This window comes from Pseudoalteromonas amylolytica, assembly GCF_001854605.1.
In the GTDB taxonomy this organism is placed as follows: Bacteria; Pseudomonadota; Gammaproteobacteria; order Enterobacterales; family Alteromonadaceae; genus Pseudoalteromonas; species Pseudoalteromonas amylolytica.
Window position 1 is genome coordinate 234,490 of the sequence record NZ_MKJU01000026.1, and the last position, 26,273, is coordinate 260,762.

The following is a 26,273-nucleotide window of genomic DNA, read 5'->3' on the forward strand; positions in this document are numbered from 1 at the left end:
AGCATCCTTATAATGAATAGCCTCGCAGTATACATTTTGCGATCCTTTCGGTATAGCCCTTTGTGGCGAACTGTTATGGCAATGTATTAAACACTCAACCTTGATAACAGTTACAAAGTTGAGGATAAATCATAGCGACAGGGCTGAATATTTACACAAAACAAGGTATGCTAACAGCGATAATTTTGTCGTGCTTAAGTGTCAATCCATCTCTAAGACACAAATAACGAGATAAGTTCTAAAGGAGCCCAAATGACAGCACAAAAAAAACCACTAGTTCTAATGATTTTAGACGGTTGGGGTTATAGAGAAGAAACCGAAAGCAACGCTATTCTAGCGGCCAATACCCCAGTGCTAGACAATTTATGGCAAACTAAACCTTGTACGCTCATTTCTGGTTCAGGGTTAGACGTAGGACTTCCCGATGGTCAGATGGGTAACTCAGAGGTTGGTCATGTTAACCTTGGCGCAGGCCGAATCGTTTATCAGGACTTTACTCGTATCACCAAAGCTATTGATGATGGTGAATTTGAGCACAACCCAGTGTTGCTAGAGAACATTGACAAAGCAGTTGCAGCAGGAAAGGCTGTTCATTTAATGGGACTGCTGAGCCCAGGTGGTGTACACAGCCACGAAGATCACATTGTTGCGGGTATTAAACTAGCAGCACAACGCGGTGCCAAGGCTGTCTATTTTCATGCTTTCTTAGATGGCCGAGATACACCTCCGCGCAGCGCCCAAGCATCAATTGAACGAATTGAAGCTGTGTTTGCACAGCTTAACTGTGGTCGCTTAGCATCGATCGTTGGCCGTTATTATGCGATGGACAGAGATAACCGCTGGGAGCGTATCGAATCGGCATATAATTTAATGGTTTGCGCAGAAGGTGAATTCACCTTCACCGATGGCGTTAGCGCACTAAATGCCGCTTATGCACGTAATGAAAACGACGAATTTGTTAAGGCCAGTGTTATCCAACCTAGTGATGCGACACCGGCAACCATCAACGATGGCGATACGCTGATTTTTATGAACTTTAGAGCGGATAGAGCCCGTCAAATGACACGTGCATTTGTAGATGAAGAGTTTACAGGGTTCAACAAAAAGGCAGCCCCTAGCTTAAGCGCTTTTGTAATGATGACAGAATATGCAGCAGATATTAAAGCGCCTGTAGCATTTGCACCAGAGGCACTGAACAATGTACTGGGTGAGTGGCTAGCTAAACATAACAAAACGCAGTTACGTATCTCTGAGACAGAAAAATACGCGCACGTTACTTTCTTCTTTAGTGGTGGTAGAGAAGCCGAGTTTGAAGGTGAACAACGTAAACTCATCCCTTCTCCACAAGTCGCAACATATGATCTGCAACCAGAAATGAACTCTGAACTACTCACTGACACACTGGTTGAAGCCATCCATTGCGGTGAATTTGATGTGATCATTTGCAACTATCCAAATGGCGACATGGTAGGCCATTCTGGCGTGTTTAGCGCTGCGGTAAAAGCCTGTGAAGCCGTCGATAAATGCATCGGTCGAGTACTCAATGCACTGCAAGAAGTGGGTGGCGAAGCCTTGATCACAGCCGACCACGGAAATGCTGAACAGATGACCAACGCCAAAACGGGTCAAGCACATACCGCTCATACCTCTGAACCTGTGCCGTTTATCTATGTAGGCCGAGATGCTCAACCGCACAGTGGTAAAACCCTAAGCGATGTGGCACCAACCATGTTACACCTACTAGGCTTGGAGCAACCAAGCGAAATGACTGGTACCCCAATAATGACCTTGAAATAATCATGCGCATGATGCTCTACAAGTTAATCATGCTGAGTCTTGCATTGGTGGTAACATCTGTTACCGCCAATGAATCAAGAACCAAGCAAGACTTAACAGAAGTACAAGAAGAGCTCAAAAAGAGCCAAAAGGATTATCAAAAACAGCGAGATAAGATCGCGTCACTGCGCGCAAAACTCAAATCGCAAGAGTTAGATATTGCCAAAAATGCCAAGGCTTTGTCATTAACCCAACGTGGTATCGCCGAAAATCAGCAACAGCAGTACACTTTGCAAAATGAAGCCAAAGGCTTAGAAAAGAAAAAAGCTCACCTACAAAAGCTACTGGCTGCACAGTTGAAAAGTGCCTACATGACGGGCAACCACGACTACTCTAAAATGCTTTTAAATCAAGAGAAAAGCGCGACTTTAGAGCGAACCATTAGCTACTACGATTACTTTAACAAAGCACGCATAAAGCAACTTGAAGAGCTAAAGCTTGTCGTGGCCGAGCTGGCTAAAAATCAACAACAGTTAGCTAAAAAGCAAGAAGAACTCAACGCATTGCATGAGCAGCAAGAAGCTCGTCAGGCAGCTTTGATTGCCGGCCAAAAAGAACGCCAGTCACATTTGAGTGAACTTAACAACACCCTTGAGCAAACAGCGCAAGCAATCAATTACTTAAAAGAAAACGAACAAACTTTGATAGCGACGCTTGAGCAACTTGCCAAAGTACAAGAGCCTAGCGAAATCGTTCTTGATGGATTAGCAAATAGTAAAGGCCGCTTGCTATGGCCTAGTAAAGGACGACTGAAACACCGCTTCGGACAAAGAAAACATGCAGGTATGAGCTGGAAGGGTGTATTGATCCAAGCTGCTGCTGGCACACCGGTAAACAGCATCAAGCAAGGGCAAGTCGTTTATGCCGACTGGCTCAATGGCTTTGGTTGGGTGATGGTTGTTGACCATGGTGAGGGCTTTATGAGCCTGTACGGCCATACGCAAACCTTGTTAAAAGATGTGGGCGATCTTGTCAATGCAGGTGAAACAATCGCACTGGTCGGGCAAAGCGGCGGGCAATCTCGTTCTGGTCTATACTTTGAAATACGGCATAAGGGAAGCGCTGTCGATCCGGTAAAATGGTGTAAAGCAAGTTAATTGATTAACCCGTGCTGCACCAAAATTGGAGCAGCACATGAACCGACTTTTCAATCTCAAACATATCATAGTGCGCAATCATTTTGCGTGGCTCATTTCCCTTCTTTGGGTTGTTGTAAGCTTGTGCTTTGTAACGCCCAGTACCTTTGCGAAACAGCAGTTTACACGTGAGCAAGTCAGTGAAATTCTGTTTCACGTTCACGCTTATTATGTCGAAGACCTACCACTTAGCCATTTTGACAAAGGCAATTTAGAACAGTTATTCACTCAGCTTGACCCGTATTCAAAGTACCTCTCAGAAACTGAACTCGAAGCAATATTTAGTGCCGCTAATGGTCGCTATACAGGCATTGGTATTGAGGTTGAAGAAATTGAGAACCGCATCGTTATCGTTAACACCTTACCAGGCTCCCCCGCCGAACTTGCAGGTATCGAAGGCGGTGACAAACTCGTTGCAATCAATGCCGAAGATGTTACCAATAAAGACATTGCACATGTCTCAAAACTACTTCAAGAGGCTGAATTTGCAACCATTAAAATTACCGTAGAACGCGCAACACATGAACTCACCTTGGCGCTTCGTCGCCAAGAAATTAACTTAGAGAGCGTAACCAGCTTATTGCTCTCTAACGGTAATGGTTACTTATCTCTTAATGGCTTTAACAATAATAGTTTTCATGATGTGGCCAGACACCTTAATAAACTAGCCTCCGAAAATGGCGAACCTTTAGCGGGTTTGATCATTGATTTACGCGATAACCCAGGGGGAACGCTCACCAGTGCTGTAGCGATCTCTGATTTGTTTTTAAATGCAGGGACCATCGTATTCACCAAAGGACGGTTTTTTGACGCCAACCAGCATTTCAAAGCGCAAAAAGGAGACGTGCTAAATGGCGCGCCTGTGGTCGTTATGATCAATGAAAATTCAGCTTCCGCTGCAGAGATACTCGCAGGCGCTTTACAAGACAATCATCGTGCGCTTGTAGTAGGAGCGCCTTCATACGGCAAAGGCTCGGTCCAATCATTGATCCCCATCGGTAATGGTACTACAGCACTTAAGCTGACTACCGCACGTTATTACACGCCTTCAGGGCGCTCTATAGAAGGCATCGGCATTGCGCCTGATATTGAACTGACCAAGCAAATGCTTTCACATTTAAGTAAAAGCGTTATAATGGCTGGTGAACAAACAACCAGAAATAAGCAGTTAGCAAGGCTGGATTCGCATTTGCTAAAGGCAAGACAATTACTTAAAAAACAATAGAGTTTATAAATAGCTACGCTCAATCAAAGCGAAGATAAATTGAACAATAAAAAATAACAAGAAGCTCGACTGTGCATAAAATTTTTTGGGGAATTTTTGCGCTTTGGTTAATCGCATTTCCAAGCGCTGCAAAACAAATTGCCATCGTTATCGATGATGTTGGCAATCATAAAAGAGACTTACAACTGCTGGAGTTACCCGGCCAGTTGTCGTTCTCGATTTTACCCCATACCCCTTACTCCCAACAATTTGCCTATATGGCCAGTCGAGCCAATAGAGAGCTATTACTGCATATTCCGATGCAATCACTGCAGGAAAAAGCGCTTGGTCCAGGCGCACTGACGCTAGATATGAACAAATGGCAGCTACAAAGTACACTTGGTCATGCCCTTGCCACCCTGCCGCAAGTAAAGGGCGTCAATAATCATATGGGTTCAGCACTCACTCAGTACACCCAACCGATGAAGTGGACCATGGAAGTGTTGAAAAAGCGTGGCTTGTTTTTTCTTGATAGCCGCACAACAGAGCATACACAAGCACAAAACGTCGCCAATTTATATGGTGTGGAAAATATTAGCCGTCATATTTTTCTGGATAATGAGCCAACATTCGAGGCATTGACTCAACAGTTAGAGGCGCTAAAGAGCAAAGCTGACTCAGCTAGATTCGCCATCGCCATTGCACACCCTTACCCGCAAACCATCGCTTTTCTAAAAACGGCGCTTCCAGAACTTACCGCTCAAGGGTATGAGTTAGTACCTATTTCTCAGTTAGTTGAATCAAAATATATTCAACTTGCAGAACGACAGCAGCATCAAACTCAAATTTTGATCCCAACCAGCGATTAGTTTGATCTCGATACATGCACCACAGCAAAATGTGCGTTATAACTTAATCATGTTCGGCTAAAAGGAAAAGATGATGTTACAAACCGTTGCTGATCTCATGACCGCAGATCCCTTTGCTGTAAATAGCAAGTCATCGTTAAAGGATGCGCACGACTTAATGCGCGAGAAAAATATTCGTCATATTCCAGTGATCGATGAACGAGGTATCTTACAAGGTATGCTCACGCAAAAAATTATGATTGCTAAAGTCATGGGGATCATGGCTACATACGGTCCCAATGCATTAGAAAGAAAAGAAAAATACACTGTCATTGAAGATATTATGGCAACCGATTTTGCCAGTATTCAGCCAAACCAAAACCTTGCTGAAGTTGCTGAATTTTTTGTCAGTAATCGCCATGGCTGCATGCCAGTAGTCGATGAGCAAAACAAACTGCTTGGGATTTTAACCTCCTCTGACTTTGTTCGTTTAGCTGCGGCACTACTCTCTTAATGAATAAAGAAATGCAGCTAGCTGTGCGCTGCATTTCTGCTTGTGGGTTAAGCCTTTTCTGCTAGGGTGCGTGCTACTGTACGCATTCCTAGTGTAGTTGCGCCTGCAGCCCATTGGCTACCAGCATTGTTTTGGAATGATGCAGCCAAATCGATATGCACCCAACCTTTACCTTCATTTGGTACAAAGCGAGACAAGAAACCAGCAGCATTTGACGCACCACCAAAGCCACCACCTTTTTGCGCTCGACTATTGGCCGTATCAGCATAAGCCGATGGACAGTTATTCTGGTGCCATTTTTCTAAAGGCAATGGCCAAGCGGCTTCAAATTCTTCACTGGCAAATTGTTGTACATCCGCAACTAGCTCTTTATCTAAACCAAATAGCGCGTTGTATTCTTGCCCGACCGCAACCAAAGCCGCGCCAGTTAAAGTTGCCGCATCAATGATTAGCTCAGCACCTGTTTCGCCCGCAGCCATTAAGCCATCAGCCAGTACCAAACGGCCTTCTGCGTCAGTATTAACGATTTCAACAGTGGTACCATTCTTATAAGTCAAAATGTCGCCTAACTTGTATGCATGGCCCGAAATAAGGTTTTCGGCACAGCATAAAAATAGTTTGATGCGCTTATCAATACCACGCTGAATAGCCAAAGCTAAACCTGCAGTGACGGTGGCCGCGCCACCCATATCGCATTTCATGCCCAGCATGCCTTCACTTGCCTTGATAGAGTAACCACCAGAGTCAAAGGTAATTCCTTTACCGACCAATGCCGCACTGACGGGCGCATTAGCATCGCCAGTTGGGTTGTAATCTAGCTCTAGCAATACCGGTGGACGCTCACTCCCTCGGCCTACTTCATGGATGCCTATCCATTGCTGCTCCATTAGCGCTTTGCCTTTAATAATCTGGTAGCTCACATGCTCAGGCGCGAGTGACTGAATAAATTCAGCCGCTTTGCCTGCCAAACTTTCTGGATAGATATCCTCAGCAGTGCCGTTTATCATCTGACGCGCCCAAGTGGCCGAACTCTGTAGCGCGGTTAGCTCATTAATATCCGACTGTGCATTTTCAACAAACGTCACACCCGAGAGTTGCTTTGGACTGGCAAACCCTTGGTAGAAAGCCCATTGTGATTCTGTACACCACTGCTCGCCTTGCAACTGAACTTGTGTGATCCCCTGTTGCGCCAGGGTTCTTGCTGCCTTTTGAATATTTTTTAGCGTTTCATTTTCATTCAAATGAATAGTGGCGCCCATTTGATCAAAAGACAATGATGCACCAGCTCCCCAATGTGGTGCTGCACTTTGTTCACTCAAACGAACGATAAATTTGTCAGACATAATCCTATATACTCTTGCACTTGTTAGTGCTCTAAAGTGTACACTAGCGAGTAACTAGACCCAACCGAATGCGATCAATTGATGAAATTTATCAGTGAGCTTAACCAGGCAACATTACTCAAACGATATAAGCGATTTCTTGTAGACCTACACTGTAAAGAACTGGGTGAATTCACGGTGCATTGCGCCAATACAGGAAAGATGACAGGGTGTGCTGACCCACATTTTACTGCCTACTACTCTACAAGTGATAACCAAAAACGTAAGTACCTGCACTCGTTGGAGTTGACCCAGAATCACCAGGGGGAGCTTATCTGTGTCAATACCAATCATGCCAACCAAGTCGCCTATGAAGGCATTGAACAAGGCATTGTGCATGAGCTCACAGGTTACCCACGCATCCAACGAGAGGTAAAATATGGCCAAGAAAACAGTCGTATCGACATTATGCTAGAGTCAGACGATACGTCTCCGTGCTATGTTGAGGTAAAGTCTGTGACGTTGCTAGAAGGGTCGCAAGGGTACTTCCCTGACGCTCAAACGCTACGAGGGCAAAAGCACATACGTGAACTTATCACCATAAAGCAGCAAGGGATACGCGCCGTATTGCTGTTTGTAGTCATGCACGAAGGCATCAATAATGTTGCCCCAGCAGCACACATTGATGCTGAATATGCTAGGCTGCTTAAACAAGCCTGCGACGTGGGTGTGGAAGTTTTAGCATATAAAACAGCTATTTCTGAACATGAAATCTCCTTAAGCCATCAAGTACCGGTTAATATAAGTTGAATTTTTGAAATATGCCCTCATATCGCAGCTCATTAGAATTTCGCCTCTAAGACTGAGATGACCAAGCGAATGTCATACTAAAAAATGAAAAAATATTTGCTTAGATGGGGAGATTCTGATATTTATAGCCGCCGGCGCTAGCTGGGGTAATGTATTAAGGATTTAGGAGAATGCTATGCCAGACCAAAAGAGACTGGGGTTATTGGCTCAAGCCGGTTTAGAACCTTATCAGGAAAAACCGGGCGAAGAATACATGAATGACGCACAACGTGCGCATTTTAAAGCAATATTAGAAGCATGGCGTAAAGACCTACGTAATGAAGTAGATCGTACAAAAACGCATATGCAAGATGAAGCGGCAAACTTTCCTGATCCTGTTGACCGTGCAGCACAAGAAGAAGAGTTTTCTCTAGAGCTACGTACGCGTGACCGTGAGCGCAAGCTGATCAAGAAAATTGAAAAAACACTGCAACTTATTGAAGACGATGATTTCGGTTACTGCGAATCGTGCGGTATTGAAATTGGCATTCGTCGTTTGGAAGCTCGTCCTACAGCCGATTTATGTGTTGACTGTAAAACACTGGCTGAAATTAAAGAAAAGCAAAACGGCCGAGGCTAACCTCAGCCAGTTATGCTCACCCCAGCATTATCCAATCATGGGAGCTATCGAGGTCGATTCGCTCCCTCGCCTTCTGGCCCCCTTCACTTCGGTTCATTAGTCGCCGCCCTTGGCAGCTTTCTCGCAGCCAAAAGCCAACAAGGTAAATGGCTGGTACGCATTGAAGACATTGACACACCCAGAGTCGTTCCAGGCGCTGACAGTGATATTTTACACACTCTCGAAGCGTATGGCTTACATTGGGATGAAACCGTTGTTTACCAAAGTCAGCGACATGCACTGTATCAAGACGTGCTGAATGCCTTGCAAAACCAAGGGTTGGTTTATGCCTGTCAGTGCACACGCAAAGAGATTAAACAACGAGGCGGCTTTTACGATAACCACTGTCGAGCACTGCATCTCCCTTTTGCTGGTAACGCCCTGCGCTTGAGACAGAACTTTCCCGTTGACACCTTTAAAGATCAGATCCAAGGGCAAGTGCATATTCCAACAAATATTGCGCAGGAAGACTATATTATAAAACGCAGAGATGGCTTGTACGCCTATCAACTTGTGGTGGTGCTTGATGATATCGACCAGCAAATTACACATGTGGTTCGAGGTGCTGATTTACTAGAGCCAACCGCGCGCCAACTGGGTCTATTCGAGCAACTAAAACATCCAGCTCCCCAATACGCACATCTTCCTCTAGTCGTCACAGAACCTGGATTGAAGCTGTCTAAACAAAACCATGCGCCAGCCATTGACAGGTGCGATCCGATACCTGCCACACTCGCTGCATTGCGTTTTTTAGGACTTTCTCCACCAAAAGACCTAGACTCATTAGCCATTGAAGATATTCTCAAGTGGGCCATCGCTTCATTTTCATTACAAAAGATTTCAAAATTAACAGAAAAACCGCTCAGTGATGCATATTGAAACAACAATATTTAGAGCCGTAACTTAATTTTTTGCTGTCACTGGTATATTATAGCGAGCCTTGTAGGTTCGCCTGCGTTACGAACGATTTTCTGGCATATACACTGTTTTAGGAGACGGGTTATTATTTCTAAGCTATTTAAATTTTGCAGACAATTGGTTGGCCAAAATAATTCTCAGGCACAGCCAATCACCTGCACTGAGCCAAATTTGATCCCGCGCAGTGAGCACAGTATTTCGCGCAAACAATTTAGCCCAAATGCAATCAAAGTACTATATCGCCTCAAAGATGGCGGTTACGATGCCTATTTGGTAGGTGGTTGTATTCGAGATATTTTGTTAGGTATTGAGCCAAAAGATTTTGATGTGGTTACCAACGCCACACCAGAACAAGTTAAAAAGCTGTTTCGTAATTGTCGTTTGATTGGCCGTCGATTCAGGCTGGCACATATTGTGTTTGGCCGCGAAATTATCGAAGTCGCCACAATGCGCGGCCATCATCAGGGTCAAGACAGTAAAAACCCTATCAGCCAATCTAGTGAGCATGGGCAACTACTTAGAGACAATGTCTATGGCACGATTGAAGAGGATGCCGAACGCCGAGATTTCTCTATCAATGCACTTTATTACTCGGTCAAAGATTTTACAATTCATGACTTTGCCAACGGCATTCAAGCTATCAAAGAGCGCAAAATTGAGCTCATTGGTGACCCTGAAACACGCTATCGCGAAGACCCCGTGCGTATGCTTCGCGCCGTACGTTTTGCAACCAAACTAGATATGCATATAGCGCCTGCAACCAAAGCGCCAATCAAGGAGCTAGCAGGACTGCTAAGCAATATTCCTGCTGCAAGGTTGTTCGAAGAAACGCTTAAACTATTTTTAAACGGTAAAGCTGAGCAAAACTTTCATATGCTGCGCGAGTTTGGCCTGTTTAAACAGCTATTTCCAGCGTTAGATGCCATACTTGAGCAAAGTGAAACGGGCTTTGAAGCACGCTTCATTGCACAAATGTTTGCCAACACTGACTTACGTATTAATGCTGATAAAAAAGTCACACCTGCATTTGTATATGCGGCTTTACTTTGGTTCCCATTGTTACAGCGCAGCGAAAAGCTGCAAAAGCAAGAACAACTCCCCGTTTTTGATGCTTTCGCTCAAGCCATGAATCAGGTGCTTGGTGAAAATGCCCAGCACATTGCGGTACCAAAACGCTTTACGTTGGGAGCAAGAGATATTTGGCATATTCAGATGCGTCTAGATAAACGCAGTGGGCAGCGCGCCTATCGTTTAAGTCAGCAGCCTCGCTTTAAAGCCGCTTACGACTTTTTACTGCTACGTGTTGAAAGTGGTGAACAAGAGCAACAGGCATTGGCTGATTGGTGGACCAATTATCTACAACAAGATGTTAATGGCCAAAAAGAAATGGTTAGAACATTATCTTCTCAAGAGCCAGGAAAGCCTAGACGTCGCCATCGCAGAAAACCTAAAAAGAAGTCACCTGAATAATGGAAACCGTTTTTATTGGCTTAGGTGCAAACCTTAACGACCCAGTATCACAGCTTAAAAATGCAATCAGTGCGCTTGAGACTTTACCCAACAGCCAGTTAGCATGCTGCTCTCGTTTGTACGGGTCAAAGCCTATGGGCCCACAGGATCAGCCTGATTATATTAATGCCGTGGCTTGTTTGCATACTGAGTTAGCACCTGAAGCCCTGCTCGACGCGCTGCAAAATATCGAGCAAGAACAAGGCCGAGTTCGTAAAGACGAACGCTGGGGTCCACGAACGCTCGACTTAGACATCCTACTCTTTGGTAACGAAGTAATTCAAACTGAACGCTTAACCGTTCCGCATTACGGACTCAGTGACAGAGAGTTTGTGGTTTATCCATTATTGGAAATTGCACCCGAGTTAGTGCTACCTAACGGTATTAAATTGTCAGATATCTGTGCACAATTACCCTTAAACGACTTAACCCCAATAGAATAACAATTACATTCCATCAAGAGGACTGAAATGGCTAAAGTAACCGTATCAACACTGGCAAAAATGAAACGAGAGCACAATAAAATCACGGCACTAACCGCCTATGATGCGAGCTTTGCGAAGTTATTCGATGATAATGGTGTGGATGTTGTGTTAGTTGGTGACTCATTAGGCATGGTACTACAAGGCGCTGATGATACGTTAGCTGTAACCAATGCAGACATTGCATATCATACACGTTGCGTCAGAGCGGGTAGCAAAGAGCTATTTGTGGTTGCCGATATGCCCTTTATGACGTATGCCAATCCGACCCAAGCGTGCGAAAACGCCGCTGAGCTTATGAGAGCTGGTGCCAACATGGTGAAGCTTGAAGGTGGTGAATGGCTACTGGATAGTATTCGTGCATTAACACAGCAAGGGATCCCTGTATGTGGACACCTAGGTCTCACGCCTCAGTCTGTGCATGTTTTTGGTGGATTCAAAATTCAAGGACGAGGGGATAATCAAGCTGAGCGAATGATTGCCGATGCAAAAGCGCTTGAAAACGCGGGAGCACAGCTACTAGTTGTTGAGTGTATTCCTGCCAGTCTCGCTAAACGTATCTCACAAGCGCTAACAATTCCGGTCATCGGCATTGGGGCAGGAAAGGATACCGATGGACAAATTCTCGTGATGCATGATTTAGTGGGTATTTCAGCAGGCTACATCCCTAAGTTTTCAAAGAACTTTTTGGCCGAAACAGGCAACATGCCAGATGCGGTTAAAAAATACTGCCAAGACGTAAAATCTGGCGCTTTCCCAACCTCTGAACATGAGTTTAATTAATGCAATCCGTTTCTGAAATTAAATCATTACGCAGTCAAATTAAAGCGTGGCGTCAACAAGGTTTGAGCATCGCATTTGTGCCAACTATGGGAAATTTGCACAATGGGCATTTTTCTTTAGTCGAAAAGGCAAAAACCCTAGCAGACAAAGTCGTGGTGAGCATATTTGTCAATCCGATGCAATTTGGCGCATCAGAAGATTTAGACAGCTATCCAAGAACATTGGATGAAGATAAACAAGGTTTAGCTGAACTTGGCACTGATTTAGTCTTCACACCTAGTGTTGAAGCAATCTATCCAAACGGCTTGGCTGCACAAAGTTATGTAGACGTTCCAGGTGTCTCTATGGGTTATTGTGGTGGCACTCGCCCTGGGCACTTCAAAGGCGTTGCAACGGTTGTCACTAAGTTATTTAATATGGTGCAGCCTGATTTTGCTTGTTTTGGAGAGAAAGACTATCAGCAACTGCAAGTGATCAAAACCATGGTCCGAGACTTGTCTATTCCTATTGAAATAGTTGGTGTGCCAACACAGCGAGAAGTAAGCGGGTTAGCTATGAGTTCTCGTAACGGATATTTAAGCGCCGACGAAAAAGATACCGCGAAAGTACTTTTTCAAACGCTGAGCGATGCAGCAAAAATGCTAGCATCTGGCAACAAAGATTTTGCAGATATCGAACAACAAGCAAAATCACAATTACTTAAAAATGGTTTAACGCCCGATTACTTTGCCATAGCCAATGCCATCACTTTAAAACCTGCTACACTGAAAGATCAACAACTTGTCATATTGGCGGCTGCATTTTTGGGTAAAGTAAGACTCATTGATAACTTACAGGTCAGCCTTTAAAAAAGGAAATGCCATGAAAGTATTCACCACAGTGATAGCACTGCTATTAATAAGCGGTTGCCAAACAAATACGTCGGCTGAACTCAATGCTTGCGCTCAACAAAATTTTCAATGTGAAGCACAGTGTGAGCGTGTGGCTCCCAAGGATACCTTGTCAGCTCAAGTATGCAGTGGTGAATGCACCGATGAGTTTAACAGTTGCAAGTCACAGGCTGAGCAGTTAACCAAACGGACAAATTAGCATTCCAGAGCGGCCAATGAGCCGCTTTTTCGTCTTTAACGCTAATCCAATCTACTCTAACCGTTACAAATAAAAAAACGGCCCCTTTATAGGAGCCGTTCTAGCTATATGAGCACATCAGCAGTCCGAAGTCAGACTGCATTAATTCTATTTATAGAAGTCCTAGCTTCTTAAGCTCCGCATTTGCCATATTTGCAGATAAAGGAACATAACCATCTTTTTCTACAATCTTCTGACCGTCTTTTGACAACACCATTTTTAAGAACTCAGCTTCGATTGGTGCTAATGGCTTATTAGGGTGCTTGTTCACGTATAGATATAAAAAGCGAGAAAGTGGGTACTTACCTTGCGCTACATTTTCTAATGTTGCATCAACAAAGTTTGTGCCTTTTTTCGCCAGCGGTACAGTACGTACACCAGACGTTTTATAACCAATACCTGAGTAACCAATCGCATTCACAGAAGAAGAGATTGACTGTACAACAGATGCCGAGCCTGGCTGCTCATTTACGTTGTTACGGAAGTCACCTTTACAAAGCGCTTTCTTCTTAAAGTAGCCATATGTACCAGATACTGAGTTACGACCATATAACTGAACATCTTTTGCAGCCCAGTCGCCCGTTAGGCCAACATCGCTCCAACGTGTTACTTCCTCTGTTGCACCACACTTACGCGTTGACGAGAAAATCGCATCAACTTGATCAATACGTAAGCCTTCAATTGGGTTATCTTTGTGTACAAATACCGCTAATGCGTCAATAGCTACACGTACTTCTGTTGGCTTGTATCCATAACGTTTTTCAAACGCTTCGATTTCTTTAGACTTCATTTTACGGCTCATTGGGCCGAAGTTTGCGGTTGCTTCCGTTAACGCCGGAGGAGCTGTTGAAGAGCCCGCTGCTTGAATTTGAATATTTACATTTGGGTAGATACGTTTGTACTCTTCCGCCCAAAACGTCATCATGTTAGCAAGCGTATCTGACCCCACAGAAGAGAAGTTACCTGAGATCCCGCTGGTTTTAGTGTACTCTGGAAGGTTTTTATCCAACGCAGAAACTTGTGTTGAAACTAAGGTTGTTACAGCCACACCCATTGCGGCAACTAAGCTTTTAAATTTCATTGGGGTTACTCCAATTGTTCGTCCCAGTTAAATAACGCAGACTATATTGCAGTCATTCGATGACAGAAAAATTACTCTTAAATGACACTTTTGTGACTTTCACTGTTTGTCATAAAAGCGAGTTTATTTTTAGGAAAGGCAAATGAAAAACATGACCCTTCACCCACAGTACTTGATATCTCGAGTGTAGAATCATGACGCGTTAGAACATGCTTGGTAATTGCAAGGCCTAGACCTGAACCGCCCGTTTTCCGACTGCGCGCCTTATCCACTCGATAAAAACGCTCAGTGAGCCGATGAATATGTTCAGGGGCAATACCGTCACCATTATCAATGACTGAGAACCTTGGCTTCCCGTCTTTATCATATTGCCAATTTACTTCTACACACCCGTTCGGTTTGGTATAGTGAATGGCATTGAAAACCAGATTCGAAAACGCACTTCGTAGCTCATCAGCTGAGCCGACGATATCAAGTGATTTATCCACATTGAAAGTGAGTTGATGGTGCTTGTCTTGATTGAGCGACTTTGCTTCTGTTTCAATCAATGCCAGCATAGCTGGCACATCAACAGGTTTGTCTTTTTCCTGCTTACGTGCACTCTCAATGCGCGACAATGACAGTAACTGGTTGACTAGAGCATCCATGCGCTTACACTGTTCAATCATAGTAAAGTGCGCTTTATTCCACATACTTGGCGGTGGCAGATTGTCACTATCAAGCATTTCAAGATAGCCAGTTACCACTGTTAAAGGTGTTCTTAGCTCATGTGAAACGTTGGCGACAAAGTCTTTGCGCATTTGCTCTAGCTGTTTTAAACGCGTGATATCTCGCACAACCATCATCAACTGCTCAGCATAAGGCATAACCCTGAACTCTAAAACTTGCTCACTGACATGTCCAGAATCAAGCTCAAGCGGCTCATCAAAATTTTGACCTTGCATGTACTTTACAAACTTGGGATCACGGATCAAGTTATCTAAACGTTGCCCATGATCCGTAGGCCACTGTAAGCCAAGCACCTTTAACGCTAATTGGTTGCACCAAACGATGCTTAAATCTTGTTGTAGTACCACCACAGCATCGGGCACCGCTTCCGCGCCTTCACGAAAACGGCGAATTAACTCCGCCAACTCGTTGCGCTTTTTTCGGTTTCGGTGTTGTAAGTGGTAGATCCCTTCAAAGATCTGCTCCCATGCTCCCTCACCTTCTGGTGGGTTAAAACTACGTTGGTTGAGTAACCAATCGCTGAGGCGATAAAGTTGATGATAGTGCCACAATAACAATGAGATGGAGCCGATAAAAAGAAGAACGAACGGTGCTCCAATTAGAATACCAATCAAAGTTAAAGGCAGAAAATACAAAAACAGGCGTTTAAACAACGCCTGTTTATTTATCACTCGGTACATATATGATCGTATCCTAACACTACTAGGCTACCGTATTTATAGCTTGCTAGAAAAACGATAGCCAGCTCCACGTACAGTTTGTACTAGTCTATCGTGGCCAAGTGGCGCAATCGCTTTACGTAAACGACGAATATGTACATCCACGGTTCTGTCTTCAACGTACACATTAGTTCCCCAAACATGATCTAATAACTGTTCACGACTATAAACGCGTTCAGGGTGTGTCATAAAGAAGTGTAATAAGCGAAACTCTGTTGGTCCCATATCCAGCTCACTGCCAGCAGATGTTACTCTATGTGAAATTGGGTCTAAACGTAAGCCATGAACTTCTATTGCCTCTTCCAATGATGTTGGCGATACACGGCGGATCACAGCTTTGATCCTTGCCATCAGTTCTTTTGGTGAGAAAGGTTTAGTAACATAATCATCAGCACCCACTTCAAGTCCCTTAACTTTATCTTCTTCTTCTCCGCGGGCTGTCAGCATGATAATAGGGATCTGACGTGTATATTCGCTCTGCTTGAATTTTTTAGCAATTTGAATACCGCTGCCACCAGGTAGCATCCAGTCGAGTAATACCATATCAGGATAAGGTTCTACCATCGCGGCGATTGCCGAATCATAATCCTCAGCTTCAATTGCTTGAAAACCATTTTGCTCTAAAACAAACACCAGCATTTCTCTGATAGGTGCTTCATCATCAACTACAAGTACTTTACGTGACATCCCAATGTTCTCTTTCATTACCGAAGTTGCTGTCATTATTATGACTTAGTGTGACAGTTTTATGAAACTGTATCTTGGAATTTAAAAAGCATACAAAAAAAATGCGATATTATTTTACCACATGATTTTTTGTATACTATTGATGTTACAGGATTATTTAAAAAATCATAATATTCAGCTAAAAATCGTAACGTAATGTCAATGCCATATGTTCTTGGTCTGGCGTGTTGTCTAAGTTAAATTGTGAGTACCAAAAATACATACGTGCTTGCTTAGACAGGCTTTTTTCTACCCCAACTGATGTTGCGTTCCCTGCATCAGCAAGCTTGCCACTTGCACCATCTGAATCTTGATATTGAGCCAATAGTTTATAGCTATCAATTTTGTATGAGGCACTCACTATATAACTATCTATCTTTTCGTCACTATCTATTTTTTCACTTTGCTGATACATACCACCCACAGTGGCATTGCCAAGCCTCCCTTGCACGGTTACCCGGTTGATGTCTTGCCCTGCCACTTCGTTATCATGAGCAACACTGATGTAAATCGGCGTATTTTTGAGCTTGCTATCACCATACATACCCGCTATAGATAGGCCCGCTTCACCGTTTTGCTTACTGTTGTCCTCGGCAATATAACTGACAACAAACTTCATGTGATTCAACTCAGGGGTAGTATATTGAATGGTGTCACCGAGACGATTTTCTCCAGCAAAAAGTACTTTAATATCAGCTTCAAAGTCATTCATCATATCAATACTACCCTGCGACTTTTTGACCGCAGTATCATCTCGACCAATCAAAACTTGCCCAAAGCTGCCTTTAACACCAACGTACTGAGAACGTGCGGTAATATTTTCTCCGCTTTTACCATCTTTGTCGTTATCAGCAGGATTTACTTCAAATTCGTACTTAAAAAAAGCTTGTAGCCCATCGCTCACCTGTGTTTGGCCTTTAACCCCTAATCTAGAAGAGTAGCTTTCAATGCTTGTTTCTGAATCGTCTGCAACATCGCTATATTGCAACCCAGCATGAACGCGACCATACACTTTCACTTCTTCTGCACTAACAACGCCGGAAGCAATCAGCAGTAATGGACCTAAAATTGTTAACTTATATGTTTTCATTTTTAGCGCAGCCTTAGTCAATGGTGATAGTTCATATCCCTGAACAATGGACTCATTATCACGAGCGGTAATATAAAAATTAGCTGCTAATTATGGGAGATCAAGAAATATATAAACTTGGGATCAAATTTGTACTAAGTAAGGAGTTTGGGATCAAATTCTTACCAACTTGATCCTGCTTGGGATCAATATTTTACTAGCCTGAGACAAAAAATTACCTTTACAGCCATAGAATTAGCTATTTTTTATGCAAATAACAATACAATACCGATCATATGGCACAGAGCTAGTAAAAACCTGATCCCAAGCCCCGCTACTCAATAACACATTGATCTTTAAATATGATCGGATAGTAAAATAGTGATCCAAAAAAAAGCCTCAAATGAGGCTTTTTTTTAACTTAGAGCAGACTTAGTTATTATTTGATCTGAGCGTTCAACTCACCAGATAAATATTTTAAGTGCATATCATCTAAAGAAATAGGCTTGATCTTACTCGCATTGCCTGCCGTGCCAAACGCTTGATAACGATCGATACAGATCTCTGTCATCGCTTTTGTCGCTTCAGCTAAGAACTTACGAGGATCGAAGTTAGCAGGGTTATGAGCTAGATGACGACGAATAGCACCCGTTGATGCTAAACGTAGATCCGTATCAATATTGACCTTACGTACGCCGTGCTTGATCCCTTCAACGATTTGCTCAACTGGCACACCGTAAGTTTCTGGAATTTCTCCGCCATATTCGTTGATCACAGCCAACCAGTCCTGCGGTACTGAAGACGAACCATGCATTACTAAGTGTGTATTTGGGATACGCGCGTGGATCTCTTTGATACGATCAATAGCCAAAATATCACCCGTTGGTGGACGCGTAAATTTGTATGCACCGTGTGATGTACCGCATGCAATTGCAAGCGCATCTACGCCTGTTTTGCTTACAAAATCAGCAGCCTCTTCTGGGTCTGTTAGTAGCTGGTCGTGAGATAGCTTACCTACCGCACCAATACCATCTTCTTCACCTGCTTCACCTGTTTCCAAAGAACCTAACACACCTAGTTCACCTTCAACAGAAACACCACAAGCGTGCGCCATTTCAACTGTACGGCGTGTCACATCAACATTATATTCATAGCTTGAAGGTGTTTTGCCGTCATCTAATAACGAGCCGTCCATCATTACCGATGAGAACCCTAGTTGAATTGAGCGTTGGCAAACGGCAGGAGATGTACCGTGATCCTGATGCATAACGACTGGAATGTGTGGCCACTCTTCAATCGCAGCAAGGATCATGTGGCGTATAAACGGTGCACCAGCATAGGCACGAGCACCCGCAGAACCTTGTACAATCACAGGGCTGTTTGTTTTGTCAGCCGCTTCCATGATCGCACGCATTTGTTCCTGGTTGTTTACGTTAAAAGCTGGAACGCCATAACCATGCTCAGCAGCATGATCTAGAAGTTGACGCATACTGATTAAAGCCATAATGCTTTCTCCAATAGTCGATAGCTTGTCGCTATCTTGTTTGAACGGGATAAATTGTATGTAGCCTAAGCTACGAGTATTTGTTGATATCTAAGTGAGAGTGATATAAACAAATAAGGCCAGCTAACGCTGGCCCATAAAAATTAAACGTTTGCTCTTTTCTCAAGCATAGCTACAGCCGGTAGTTTTTTCCCTTCTAAAAACTCTAAAAAGGCACCACCACCCGTAGAAATATAAGAAATATCACCTGCCACGCCGTATTTATCAATGGCGGCTAACGTATCACCACCACCTGCGATGGAAAAGGCACTTGATTTTGCGATAGCGTTGGCAATGGCCTCAGTGCCATTTCCAAATTGATCAAACTCAAAAACACCTACAGGTCCATTCCAAACAACTGTTCCTGCTTTTTCGATGATCTTAGCTAACGTGCTTGCAGTCTCAGGACCGATGTCAAAGATCATATCTTCGTCAGTGATTTCATTCACATTCTTTATCGTTGCTACTGCTGATTCTGAAAACTCAGAACCAACCACCACATCCGTTGGTACAGGAATGTCACCGTTATTTTCACGAGCAGCATCAGTTAACTTGTTGGCTTCATCTATTAAATCTTTCTCATATAAAGACTTACCTACAGGGTGTCCGGCAGCAGCGATGAAGGTATTTGCAATACCGCCACCAGCAACAAGCTGATCTACGACCGTTGACAACGAGTCTAGTACCGTTAATTTAGTTGATACTTTAGAGCCACCAACAATCGCCACTAACGGACGCGCTGGATTATCTAATGCTTTACCTAATGCATCTAACTCAGCCGCCAGCAAAGGGCCAGCACAAGCGACAGGGGCAAATAGGCCAACACCATGAGTTGAAGCTTGTGCTCTATGCGCGGTACCAAATGCGTCCATCACATATACATCGCACAATGCCGCAAGTTGTTTAGCCAGCGTTTCGTCGTCTTTCTTTTCACCAACGTTAAAGCGAACATTCTCAAACACCACCACTTCGTTGTCAGCAACCTCTACACCATCAAGGTAGTCAGTTACCAAACGAACGTTTTGTGGCAAAGCATCGTTCAAGTAATCCACCACTGGCTGCATAGAATATTGCGTATCATACTCGCCTTCCGTTGGGCGGCCTAAGTGCGACATCACCATCACTTTAGCACCTTTTTCAAGCGCAAGTTTGATAGTGGGCAGTGATGCGCGAATACGTGCATCAGAGGTCACTTTGCCCTCTTTAACAGGCACGTTCAAATCTTCTCTGATTAATACGCGCTTGCCGCTTAAATCTAAATCGGTCATTTTAATGACAGACATGGACTTCTCCTTCATTACGATACTTCAAGATTCAAATAAATTATCTAACAGCCATCATTGCCGCCGCCGTGTCGAGCATTCGATTCGCAAATCCCCACTCGTTATCACACCACACTAATAATTTTACGAGTCTTTTATGACTAACTCGTGTTTGGGTGCCATCAATAATACAAGAGTGAGGGTCATGATTAAAATCCACCGAAACTAATGGTTCTTCGGTATAACTCAAAATGCCTTCTAATCTGCCTGATGCGGCTTTTTGCAAAACCTGATTCACTTTCACCAAATCTACATCGGCATTAAGTGTAACGCTCAAATCCATTGCCGTAACATTGATTGTGGGCACACGCACAGCGATAGCCTCAAAGCGACTATGAAACTTAGGCAGTATACGCTCAATACCTCGTGCCAGCTTTGTATCTACTGGGATAATTGATTGACTGGCTGCGCGGGTACGTCTTAGATCACTATGATAAGCGTCGATCACCTGTTGATCATGCATGGATGCATGAATCGTCGTGATTGCACCCGATTCAATACCAAACGCGTCATCCAGCACCTTTATTACAGGAACAATACAATTCGTCGTACACGAACCATTCGATACAATAGTATGGGCAGCTCGAAGCTCCTCATCATTGATACCATACACTATGGTCGCGTCTACATCCGCATCCGCAGGTTGAGAAAAAAGTACTTTTTTGGCACCTGCATTTAAATGGCGCATAGCATCCTGACGAGAGTGAAACACCCCAGTACATTCGAGTACAACGTCAACATCCAATGCCTGCCAAGGCAACAAACTCGGATCGGCCTCATTGAACAATTGAATCCTGTCGCCAGCGACATTTAAGTACGGGGCTTGATGACTGACATCAAACGCAAAACGCCCATGAGAAGTATCATATTTTAATAGGTGGGCAACCGCTTTTGGGTCCGCTAATTCATTGATAGCGACAACCTGAATTTCGTGCTGGCGTCCGGACTCGTACAGCGCGCGTACTATGTTGCGACCGATACGACCAAAACCATTGATTGCCAGTTTGATTGCCATTAGATTGAAAATCCAGCTAAATGCGAATAATTACAGGAGCTTTGCTCCAAAAGATGGCGCTATTGTAATCGACCACGCTGAAATGTGTAAGGGTAATGAGAAACTTTTTTTACATACCGGATCAAAATGCAGACTGCCTTACAGCTAATCAATGTACAAGACTCGCGGTATTATGTTTCGGTATTTTCAAGCAAGCGAGGGAGCTCACTGGAGTAACTGTCCTAGTTTAAGGCGTTTACCGACACTAATAGCACTGGCTTGTGCAAGTAACAGCTCTGCGGTTGCCAACGCATCGGTTAGCGCATTATGCGCCCCATATTCTGGTAAATGATAACGGATTCGACATGCCTGCAACGTTAAACTATCTGAGTTCAAAGGTTCAGTGCGAGCGGATAAACGACGCTTCTCAATAGCCATGGTATCCAATACAGCTAAAGGACTTAACGTTAATCCGCGACATTTACTCGCTTGTTTTAAAAAGGCCCAATCTAGCTGCGCATTGTGACACACTAATATTTTTCCTTCTAACACAGCACCTAAGCGGGTTAAAATCTGACTCAGTCGCTCGCCTTGTTCAACCATTTGCTCATCAATGCCATGATATATAGGGCTTTGCGATAGGGCTTGTACTTCTTTATTTATATAATATTCGCTCGAGTCTAAATGTACTTTTCCTCGCTCAATCACCAACCATGCTACTGAAACAATTTCATCGTTTTGCGCATCCAAACCTGTCAGCTCTAGATCCAGGATCACATACTCAAAGGCATTGAATTCACTCTGTCGTAACTTCATCAGACCATAAAACTTGTGCCACCAACGCAGCCCCCACATCACAAGCTTCCTCTGGCAAATTTGAACGCACAGGCTTGTTGCGCTTGCTTTATAAGATAAAATGCTTCTTTAAGCTGATGCCGCTCAAGAGATGTGAGATGCTCTGGGTTGATACAGTTTTCTGGTAATTGTTCATACTCTAGCTGCGTTTTAAGCCTTAATTGGGTAAGGTAGCGCCAACAATCTTTTAAGTCGTAAATATCCTCTTTACTCAACAACGTCGTACTGAGTAACGCATCCAGTCGTTCAAGGGTATTGGCTTTGTAAACCTTCGCTTTTAAAGCATATAGCCGCACAAGATCATTGATGATCACCACACCACGGCGCTTCAAATCCAAATATTTATGCTGCTGTTTATCTTTTTCTAGCTTGAATTGGTGAAACAACCCTAATGGTACAGAATTGGTCGTAATATCCGTTGCCATAGCCGCGAAAAACAATTCGTTTTTAGCCATTTCACTTAATTGTGTTGTGAATTCATTGTACAAGGCGTTACTGCCGTCAATAAAACGAATATCGAAATATATCTTACAATTGAGCATTGCTTTTGGCGTTGGCTGAGCGACCCAGAGTTTGAAACGCTCTAACCATTGCGCAAGTGAACCTCTGCAATGCTCATTGCTGGCCATAATATTCCCAGGGCATGTACGGATACCACAATGAGCCAGTTGTTCACAAACAAAGCGCCCTAATCCTGAAAAGTAACTTCGTTGCTCATCGTTCACATCATTGGGTAACAATAAACCGTTGTCCTGATCAGAATGGAGGGTTTGTTCTTCTCTGGCTTGTGATCCAAAACAGATCCAGCTAAATGAGCAAGGAGCCTCACCGTGTTCTAGCTGATATAAAGCAATTAATCGTGAGGTCAGCGCATCACTGAGGCCACTGAGCAATTTACCAATCAGAGAAATATCTTCGATGTTATTAGCAAAGCGCTTTAACAAGTCAGGGATCTCAGATGCACATAACTTTATTGCTGAAAGGCTTTGTGCCTTGTAAATCTTGCTTATCAACTGCACTGGATCGCTTTTTTGCTGGCGTAATAGATCGGTACTGGTCAACATTCCTAACGGTTCATAATGCTCATTAAGTACAGGTAAATGATGAATATTATGCTTGAGCATTAAGTGTAACGCCGAAAACACTCGATTGTGTTCAAATATATATTTGGGTGAATCAGTCATAATACTTGCAATTGACTGCTGGGGAGAGACGCTCGCTGCCAGTACCCGGTTGCGTAAATCTCGATCCGTCACCACACCCAATAGTTTTCGATGTTCACTAATGATAATAGACGAAACGCAATGCTGACTCATCGTTTGAGCCGCTTCATAAATGCTTGCGTGTGGGGCAAGCACAACGGCTCCTTTGGTCATCACTTCGCTTATCTTTTTTTCTGACCAGCTATCGCGACTTTGTTTATAGTGAGAAGAAAGAAGTCTATTTGCATGTGCTTTTACAAAGTGTTGCTCAAAAACCTTATATTCACGGCGTAAAAATTCAAAATGTTCTTCATTGAGTAAGTAAACTAAACCCGCAAGATTCACCTGCAATTGGTTTTTAATCGCTTCACCCGTTAACAGTGATGGATAGCCAAAGTAATCCCCTTGCGCTAAACGCGTCACTACTTCGCCATGCGCGTTGAGTAGGTCATAACTACCTGAGCGCACAAGATACAAATATAAATTGCCACTACGTAACCACTGATGCTGGTTCTGCTCTGTCAGGTAAATCACCTCTAGGTGAGTGGCAAAAAAATGGCTGGCTGCTTCTGGTAGCTGACTAAAAGGCATTTGCTTGCTAACAAATCGTTTAACCTCTGCAATTTCAGGCGTCATCCTCGCTCCTAAACTATTCACCAATAACCATCGGATAAACTATTATCCTTAACTAAAAAACCCAGCCCAAATGGGCTGGGTTGTTCATTCTAATACTAGCAAATTCCTCTAGTGCGCATGAGCTTCACCCGATCCCTTAGGGTTACGAATGCTTTCGACCATCTGCTGCACTTCCTCTGGTGTTTGTGCCGTTAGTTTGAGCACTACCGCTGCAACGATAAAGTTCACCATCATGCCCACAATACCTATTCCCTCAGGTGAAATACCAAACAACCAATGTGCCGGGGTATTAAGTTCTGGGCTGATAAACTTAAAGTAAATGATATATGCCGCTGTAAAGGTTATTCCTGTCACCATCCCAGCTATGGCGCCTTCTTTGTTCATGCGTTTAGAGAAGATCCCCATAATGATCGCTGGGAAGAAACTTGCGGCGGCTAAACCAAACGCAAACGCGACAACCGAAGCAACAAACCCTGGTGGATTAATCCCGAAGTAAGCAGAAATTGCAATGGCAACCATGGCTGATAAACGCGCCGCTAGCAGTTCCTGTTTATCACTGATATTAGGTTTTAAGGTTCGCTTAAGCAGGTCATGGGAAACGGATGTTGAAATAACCAATAGTAACCCAGCTGTGGTTGACAGTGCCGCTGCAATACCACCTGCTGCTACAAGTGCAATCACCCATGCAGGTAAATCTGCGATTTCCGGGTTTGCCAATACCATGATGTCACGGTCAATTTGCACTTCGTTCGCACTATTAGGGTCGCTAATCTTGCCTGATGAATAGAACATCTTGCCATCATTATTTTTGTCCTCAAACACGATAAGCCCAGTTCTTTCCCAGTTTTTAACCCAAGTTGGTGCTTCGGCGTAAGCTGTGCCGCTACCATCCTTACCATTGATCGTATCAATCATATTAACGCGCGCAAATGACGCCACTGCAGGTGCTGTGGTGTAGACTATGGCGATAAATACCAGTGTCCATGCAGCCGAAATACGTGTGTCTTTTACACGAGGTACAGTAAAGAAGCGCACAATAACATGTGGTAAACCAGCGGTACCCACCATCAATGCTGCAGTGATAGCAAACACATCAATCATGCTTTTTGACCCTTCGGTATATTGTGCAAAACCCAGTTCGGCGCTGAGCCCATCGAGTTTATCCAACACATACGTACCTGAGCCATCAGCAAGCGTTGCGCCAAACCCTGTTTGTGGTAACAAATGCCCCGTCATCATCAACGAGATAAAAATTGCAGGTACAAGATATGCGAACACTAACACACAGTATTGTGCAACTTGGGTGTATGTGATCCCCTTCATACCACCAAGTACGGCATAGAAGAAAACAATCACCATACCAATGTATACACCCGTTTCTATGTCTACTTCTAGAAAACGAGAAAATACCACACCAACACCTCTCATTTGCCCTGCTATGTAGGTGAAGCAAATAAAAATAGCACACAAAATAGCTACAACACGCGCAACCTGCGAGTAGTAGCGATCACCGATAAAGTCTGGAACCGTGAATTTGCCGAACTTACGCAGATAAGGCGCTAAACACAGAGCCAGCAATACATAACCGCCCGTCCAGCCCATCAGGTAAACACCGCCATCGTAACCGGCAAATGAAATGATCCCCGCCATGGAAATAAATGAAGCCGCACTCATCCAATCCGCAGCTGTTGCCATGCCATTTGCAAATGGCGGCACACCGCCACCGGCAACATAAAAATCTTTCGTTGAGCCTGCACGCGCCCAAATTGCGATACCGATATAGAGCGCAAAGCTCAAACCGACGATTATAAATGTGAGAGTTTGTACATCCATCATTATGCCCCTATTCGTCTACGCCGTATTTTTTATCCAATGCATTCATCTTGAATACGTAGACAAAAATCAAAGCAACAAAGGTATAAATAGCCCCTTGTTGTGAAAACCAAAAACCCAATTTAAATCCGAAAAAACGTACTTCGTTGAGCACATCCACCAGCAAAATGCCAAAACCGAAAGACACTACAAACCAAATTGCCAACAGTTTAAACATTAAGGTGAGATTTTCTGACCAGTATGCTTTTGCTTGTTGTTCATCTTTAAAAGCCATTTTATATCCCCTATCACGCGCCCATGCTTGAGCTGTGTTGGTGTTAATTGTCACCATTTACCTTAGCAACGGCTTGATAAGAATAAATTGAGACCTTAGTCGTAGCAAAAACATTACGTTTACGTTAACTGCACCTTGAAAA

Annotated in this window: 25 protein-coding genes; 13 read left to right on the plus strand and 12 right to left on the minus strand. The window is 43.7% G+C overall.

Annotated features, from left to right (window positions below; genetic code table 11):
• Positions 1-252: 252 nt before the first annotated feature.
• The 5 genes from gpmM (at position 253) to BET10_RS11920 (ending at position 5,538) form a co-directional block, all read left to right on the plus strand.
• Positions 253-1,797, plus strand: coding sequence for a 2,3-bisphosphoglycerate-independent phosphoglycerate mutase (gene gpmM / locus BET10_RS11900; RefSeq protein WP_070985799.1), 1,545 nt, complete (start codon positions 253-255; stop codon positions 1,795-1,797).
• 2 nt (positions 1,798-1,799) lie between these two features.
• A complete protein-coding gene (locus tag BET10_RS11905; RefSeq protein WP_070985800.1) occupies positions 1,800-2,933 on the plus strand; it encodes a murein hydrolase activator EnvC family protein in 1,134 nt (377 codons plus the stop codon).
• 37 nt (positions 2,934-2,970) lie between these two features.
• Positions 2,971-4,197, plus strand: a complete 1,227-nt coding sequence (locus tag BET10_RS11910; protein WP_070985801.1) for a S41 family peptidase — start codon at positions 2,971-2,973, stop codon at positions 4,195-4,197.
• A 71-nt stretch (positions 4,198-4,268) separates the two neighbouring features.
• Entirely contained in the window at positions 4,269-5,045 is a 777-nt protein-coding gene (locus BET10_RS11915; RefSeq protein WP_070985802.1) for a divergent polysaccharide deacetylase family protein, read from the plus strand.
• A 73-nt stretch (positions 5,046-5,118) separates the two neighbouring features.
• Positions 5,119-5,538, plus strand: coding sequence for a CBS domain-containing protein (locus BET10_RS11920; protein WP_070985803.1), 420 nt, complete (start codon positions 5,119-5,121; stop codon positions 5,536-5,538).
• A gap of 47 nt (positions 5,539-5,585) precedes the next feature.
• Here BET10_RS11920 and pepB read toward each other — a convergent pair whose 3' ends face one another.
• Positions 5,586-6,881 carry an aminopeptidase PepB gene (gene pepB, locus BET10_RS11925; RefSeq protein WP_070985804.1) on the minus strand — a complete coding sequence of 432 codons (1,296 nt, stop codon included), beginning with the start codon at positions 6,879-6,881 and terminating at the stop codon, positions 5,586-5,588.
• 81 nt (positions 6,882-6,962) lie between these two features.
• Between pepB and sfsA the strand changes: the two genes are divergently transcribed.
• The 8 genes from sfsA to BET10_RS11965 all read left to right on the plus strand — a co-directional run bounded on the left by sfsA (position 6,963) and on the right by BET10_RS11965 (position 13,109).
• The gene (sfsA, locus tag BET10_RS11930) at positions 6,963-7,670 is read left to right on the plus strand and encodes a DNA/RNA nuclease SfsA (protein WP_070985805.1); all 708 of its coding nucleotides are present in this window, start codon (positions 6,963-6,965) and stop codon (positions 7,668-7,670) included.
• Between the two features lie 175 nt (positions 7,671-7,845).
• Positions 7,846-8,289, plus strand: coding sequence for an RNA polymerase-binding protein DksA (gene dksA / locus BET10_RS11935; protein ID WP_070985806.1), 444 nt, complete (start codon positions 7,846-7,848; stop codon positions 8,287-8,289).
• A gap of 12 nt (positions 8,290-8,301) precedes the next feature.
• On the plus strand, positions 8,302-9,207 hold the full coding sequence (gluQRS, locus tag BET10_RS11940) for a tRNA glutamyl-Q(34) synthetase GluQRS (protein ID WP_070985807.1): 906 nt from the start codon (positions 8,302-8,304) through the stop codon (positions 9,205-9,207).
• A gap of 210 nt (positions 9,208-9,417) precedes the next feature.
• On the plus strand, positions 9,418-10,716 hold the full coding sequence (gene pcnB / locus BET10_RS11945) for a polynucleotide adenylyltransferase PcnB (RefSeq protein WP_070985858.1): 1,299 nt from the start codon (positions 9,418-9,420) through the stop codon (positions 10,714-10,716).
• Positions 10,716-11,198, plus strand: a complete 483-nt coding sequence (gene folK, locus BET10_RS11950; protein ID WP_070985808.1) for a 2-amino-4-hydroxy-6-hydroxymethyldihydropteridine diphosphokinase — start codon at positions 10,716-10,718, stop codon at positions 11,196-11,198. The genes pcnB and folK overlap by 1 nt, the downstream gene beginning before the upstream one ends.
• A 27-nt stretch (positions 11,199-11,225) precedes the next feature.
• Complete coding sequence (panB, locus tag BET10_RS11955) at positions 11,226-12,020, plus strand: 3-methyl-2-oxobutanoate hydroxymethyltransferase (RefSeq protein WP_070985809.1); 795 nt, start codon at positions 11,226-11,228, stop codon at positions 12,018-12,020.
• On the plus strand, positions 12,020-12,868 hold the full coding sequence (gene panC, locus BET10_RS11960; protein WP_070985810.1) for a pantoate--beta-alanine ligase: 849 nt from the start codon (positions 12,020-12,022) through the stop codon (positions 12,866-12,868). The genes panB and panC overlap by 1 nt, the downstream gene beginning before the upstream one ends.
• 13 nt (positions 12,869-12,881) lie before the next feature.
• On the plus strand, positions 12,882-13,109 hold the full coding sequence (locus BET10_RS11965; protein ID WP_070985811.1) for a hypothetical protein: 228 nt from the start codon (positions 12,882-12,884) through the stop codon (positions 13,107-13,109).
• A 151-nt stretch (positions 13,110-13,260) separates the two neighbouring features.
• Here BET10_RS11965 and BET10_RS11970 read toward each other — a convergent pair whose 3' ends face one another.
• From BET10_RS11970 to BET10_RS12020, 11 genes are all read right to left on the minus strand, one after another.
• Entirely contained in the window at positions 13,261-14,229 is a 969-nt protein-coding gene (locus tag BET10_RS11970) for a PstS family phosphate ABC transporter substrate-binding protein (protein ID WP_070985812.1), read from the minus strand.
• Positions 14,230-14,306: 77 nt separating this feature from the next.
• Complete coding sequence (gene phoR, locus BET10_RS11975) at positions 14,307-15,638, minus strand: phosphate regulon sensor histidine kinase PhoR (protein ID WP_070985813.1); 1,332 nt, start codon at positions 15,636-15,638, stop codon at positions 14,307-14,309.
• 36 nt (positions 15,639-15,674) lie between these two features.
• Entirely contained in the window at positions 15,675-16,364 is a 690-nt protein-coding gene (gene phoB, locus BET10_RS11980; protein ID WP_070985814.1) for a phosphate regulon transcriptional regulator PhoB, read from the minus strand.
• Between the two features lie 178 nt (positions 16,365-16,542).
• Positions 16,543-17,493 carry a porin gene (locus BET10_RS11985; protein WP_070985815.1) on the minus strand — a complete coding sequence of 317 codons (951 nt, stop codon included), beginning with the start codon at positions 17,491-17,493 and terminating at the stop codon, positions 16,543-16,545.
• 418 nt (positions 17,494-17,911) lie between these two features.
• Positions 17,912-18,976 carry a class II fructose-bisphosphate aldolase gene (gene fba / locus BET10_RS11990; RefSeq protein ID WP_070985816.1) on the minus strand — a complete coding sequence of 355 codons (1,065 nt, stop codon included), beginning with the start codon at positions 18,974-18,976 and terminating at the stop codon, positions 17,912-17,914.
• A 143-nt stretch (positions 18,977-19,119) separates the two neighbouring features.
• Complete coding sequence (locus BET10_RS11995) at positions 19,120-20,298, minus strand: phosphoglycerate kinase (protein WP_070985817.1); 1,179 nt, start codon at positions 20,296-20,298, stop codon at positions 19,120-19,122.
• A gap of 40 nt (positions 20,299-20,338) precedes the next feature.
• A complete protein-coding gene (epd, locus tag BET10_RS12000; RefSeq protein WP_070985818.1) occupies positions 20,339-21,352 on the minus strand; it encodes an erythrose-4-phosphate dehydrogenase in 1,014 nt (337 codons plus the stop codon).
• Between the two features lie 204 nt (positions 21,353-21,556).
• On the minus strand, positions 21,557-22,186 hold the full coding sequence (locus BET10_RS12005) for a 3'-5' exonuclease (RefSeq protein WP_240503683.1): 630 nt from the start codon (positions 22,184-22,186) through the stop codon (positions 21,557-21,559).
• Positions 22,186-24,024: a DUF294 nucleotidyltransferase-like domain-containing protein gene (locus BET10_RS12010; protein WP_070985819.1), complete on the minus strand. Its 1,839-nt coding sequence runs from the start codon at positions 24,022-24,024 to the stop codon at positions 22,186-22,188. The genes BET10_RS12005 and BET10_RS12010 overlap by 1 nt, the downstream gene beginning before the upstream one ends.
• 108 nt (positions 24,025-24,132) lie before the next feature.
• Positions 24,133-25,857 carry a sodium:solute symporter family protein gene (locus BET10_RS12015; protein WP_070985820.1) on the minus strand — a complete coding sequence of 575 codons (1,725 nt, stop codon included), beginning with the start codon at positions 25,855-25,857 and terminating at the stop codon, positions 24,133-24,135.
• 10 nt (positions 25,858-25,867) lie between these two features.
• Positions 25,868-26,131 carry a DUF4212 domain-containing protein gene (locus BET10_RS12020; RefSeq protein WP_070985860.1) on the minus strand — a complete coding sequence of 88 codons (264 nt, stop codon included), beginning with the start codon at positions 26,129-26,131 and terminating at the stop codon, positions 25,868-25,870.
• Positions 26,132-26,273 lie beyond the last annotated feature (142 nt).

Excerpts from the sequence above, each read along its gene's own strand:
- gpmM (WP_070985799.1), top strand. The coding sequence starts at position 253 with ATGACAGCACAAAAAAAACCACTAGTTCTAATGATTTTAGACGGTTGG.
- BET10_RS11905 (WP_070985800.1), top strand. The coding sequence starts at position 1,800 with ATGCGCATGATGCTCTACAAGTTAATCATGCTGAGTCTTGCATTGGTG.
- BET10_RS11910 (WP_070985801.1), top strand. The coding sequence starts at position 2,971 with ATGAACCGACTTTTCAATCTCAAACATATCATAGTGCGCAATCATTTT.
- BET10_RS11920 (WP_070985803.1), top strand. The coding sequence starts at position 5,119 with ATGTTACAAACCGTTGCTGATCTCATGACCGCAGATCCCTTTGCTGTA.
- pepB (WP_070985804.1), bottom strand. The coding sequence starts at position 6,881 with ATGTCTGACAAATTTATCGTTCGTTTGAGTGAACAAAGTGCAGCACCA.
- sfsA (WP_070985805.1), top strand. The coding sequence starts at position 6,963 with ATGAAATTTATCAGTGAGCTTAACCAGGCAACATTACTCAAACGATAT.
- dksA (WP_070985806.1), top strand. The coding sequence starts at position 7,846 with ATGCCAGACCAAAAGAGACTGGGGTTATTGGCTCAAGCCGGTTTAGAA.
- gluQRS (WP_070985807.1), top strand. The coding sequence starts at position 8,302 with ATGCTCACCCCAGCATTATCCAATCATGGGAGCTATCGAGGTCGATTC.
- folK (WP_070985808.1), top strand. The coding sequence starts at position 10,716 with ATGGAAACCGTTTTTATTGGCTTAGGTGCAAACCTTAACGACCCAGTA.
- panB (WP_070985809.1), top strand. The coding sequence starts at position 11,226 with ATGGCTAAAGTAACCGTATCAACACTGGCAAAAATGAAACGAGAGCAC.
- panC (WP_070985810.1), top strand. The coding sequence starts at position 12,020 with ATGCAATCCGTTTCTGAAATTAAATCATTACGCAGTCAAATTAAAGCG.
- BET10_RS11965 (WP_070985811.1), top strand. The coding sequence starts at position 12,882 with ATGAAAGTATTCACCACAGTGATAGCACTGCTATTAATAAGCGGTTGC.
- BET10_RS11970 (WP_070985812.1), bottom strand. The coding sequence starts at position 14,229 with ATGAAATTTAAAAGCTTAGTTGCCGCAATGGGTGTGGCTGTAACAACC.
- phoR (WP_070985813.1), bottom strand. The coding sequence starts at position 15,638 with ATGTACCGAGTGATAAATAAACAGGCGTTGTTTAAACGCCTGTTTTTG.
- phoB (WP_070985814.1), bottom strand. The coding sequence starts at position 16,364 with ATGTCACGTAAAGTACTTGTAGTTGATGATGAAGCACCTATCAGAGAA.
- BET10_RS11985 (WP_070985815.1), bottom strand. The coding sequence starts at position 17,493 with ATGAAAACATATAAGTTAACAATTTTAGGTCCATTACTGCTGATTGCT.
- fba (WP_070985816.1), bottom strand. The coding sequence starts at position 18,976 with ATGGCTTTAATCAGTATGCGTCAACTTCTAGATCATGCTGCTGAGCAT.
- BET10_RS11995 (WP_070985817.1), bottom strand. The coding sequence starts at position 20,298 with ATGTCTGTCATTAAAATGACCGATTTAGATTTAAGCGGCAAGCGCGTA.
- epd (WP_070985818.1), bottom strand. The coding sequence starts at position 21,352 with ATGGCAATCAAACTGGCAATCAATGGTTTTGGTCGTATCGGTCGCAAC.
- BET10_RS12005 (WP_240503683.1), bottom strand. The coding sequence starts at position 22,186 with ATGTGGGGGCTGCGTTGGTGGCACAAGTTTTATGGTCTGATGAAGTTA.
- BET10_RS12010 (WP_070985819.1), bottom strand. The coding sequence starts at position 24,024 with ATGACGCCTGAAATTGCAGAGGTTAAACGATTTGTTAGCAAGCAAATG.
- BET10_RS12015 (WP_070985820.1), bottom strand. The coding sequence starts at position 25,857 with ATGGATGTACAAACTCTCACATTTATAATCGTCGGTTTGAGCTTTGCG.
- BET10_RS12020 (WP_070985860.1), bottom strand. The coding sequence starts at position 26,131 with ATGGCTTTTAAAGATGAACAACAAGCAAAAGCATACTGGTCAGAAAAT.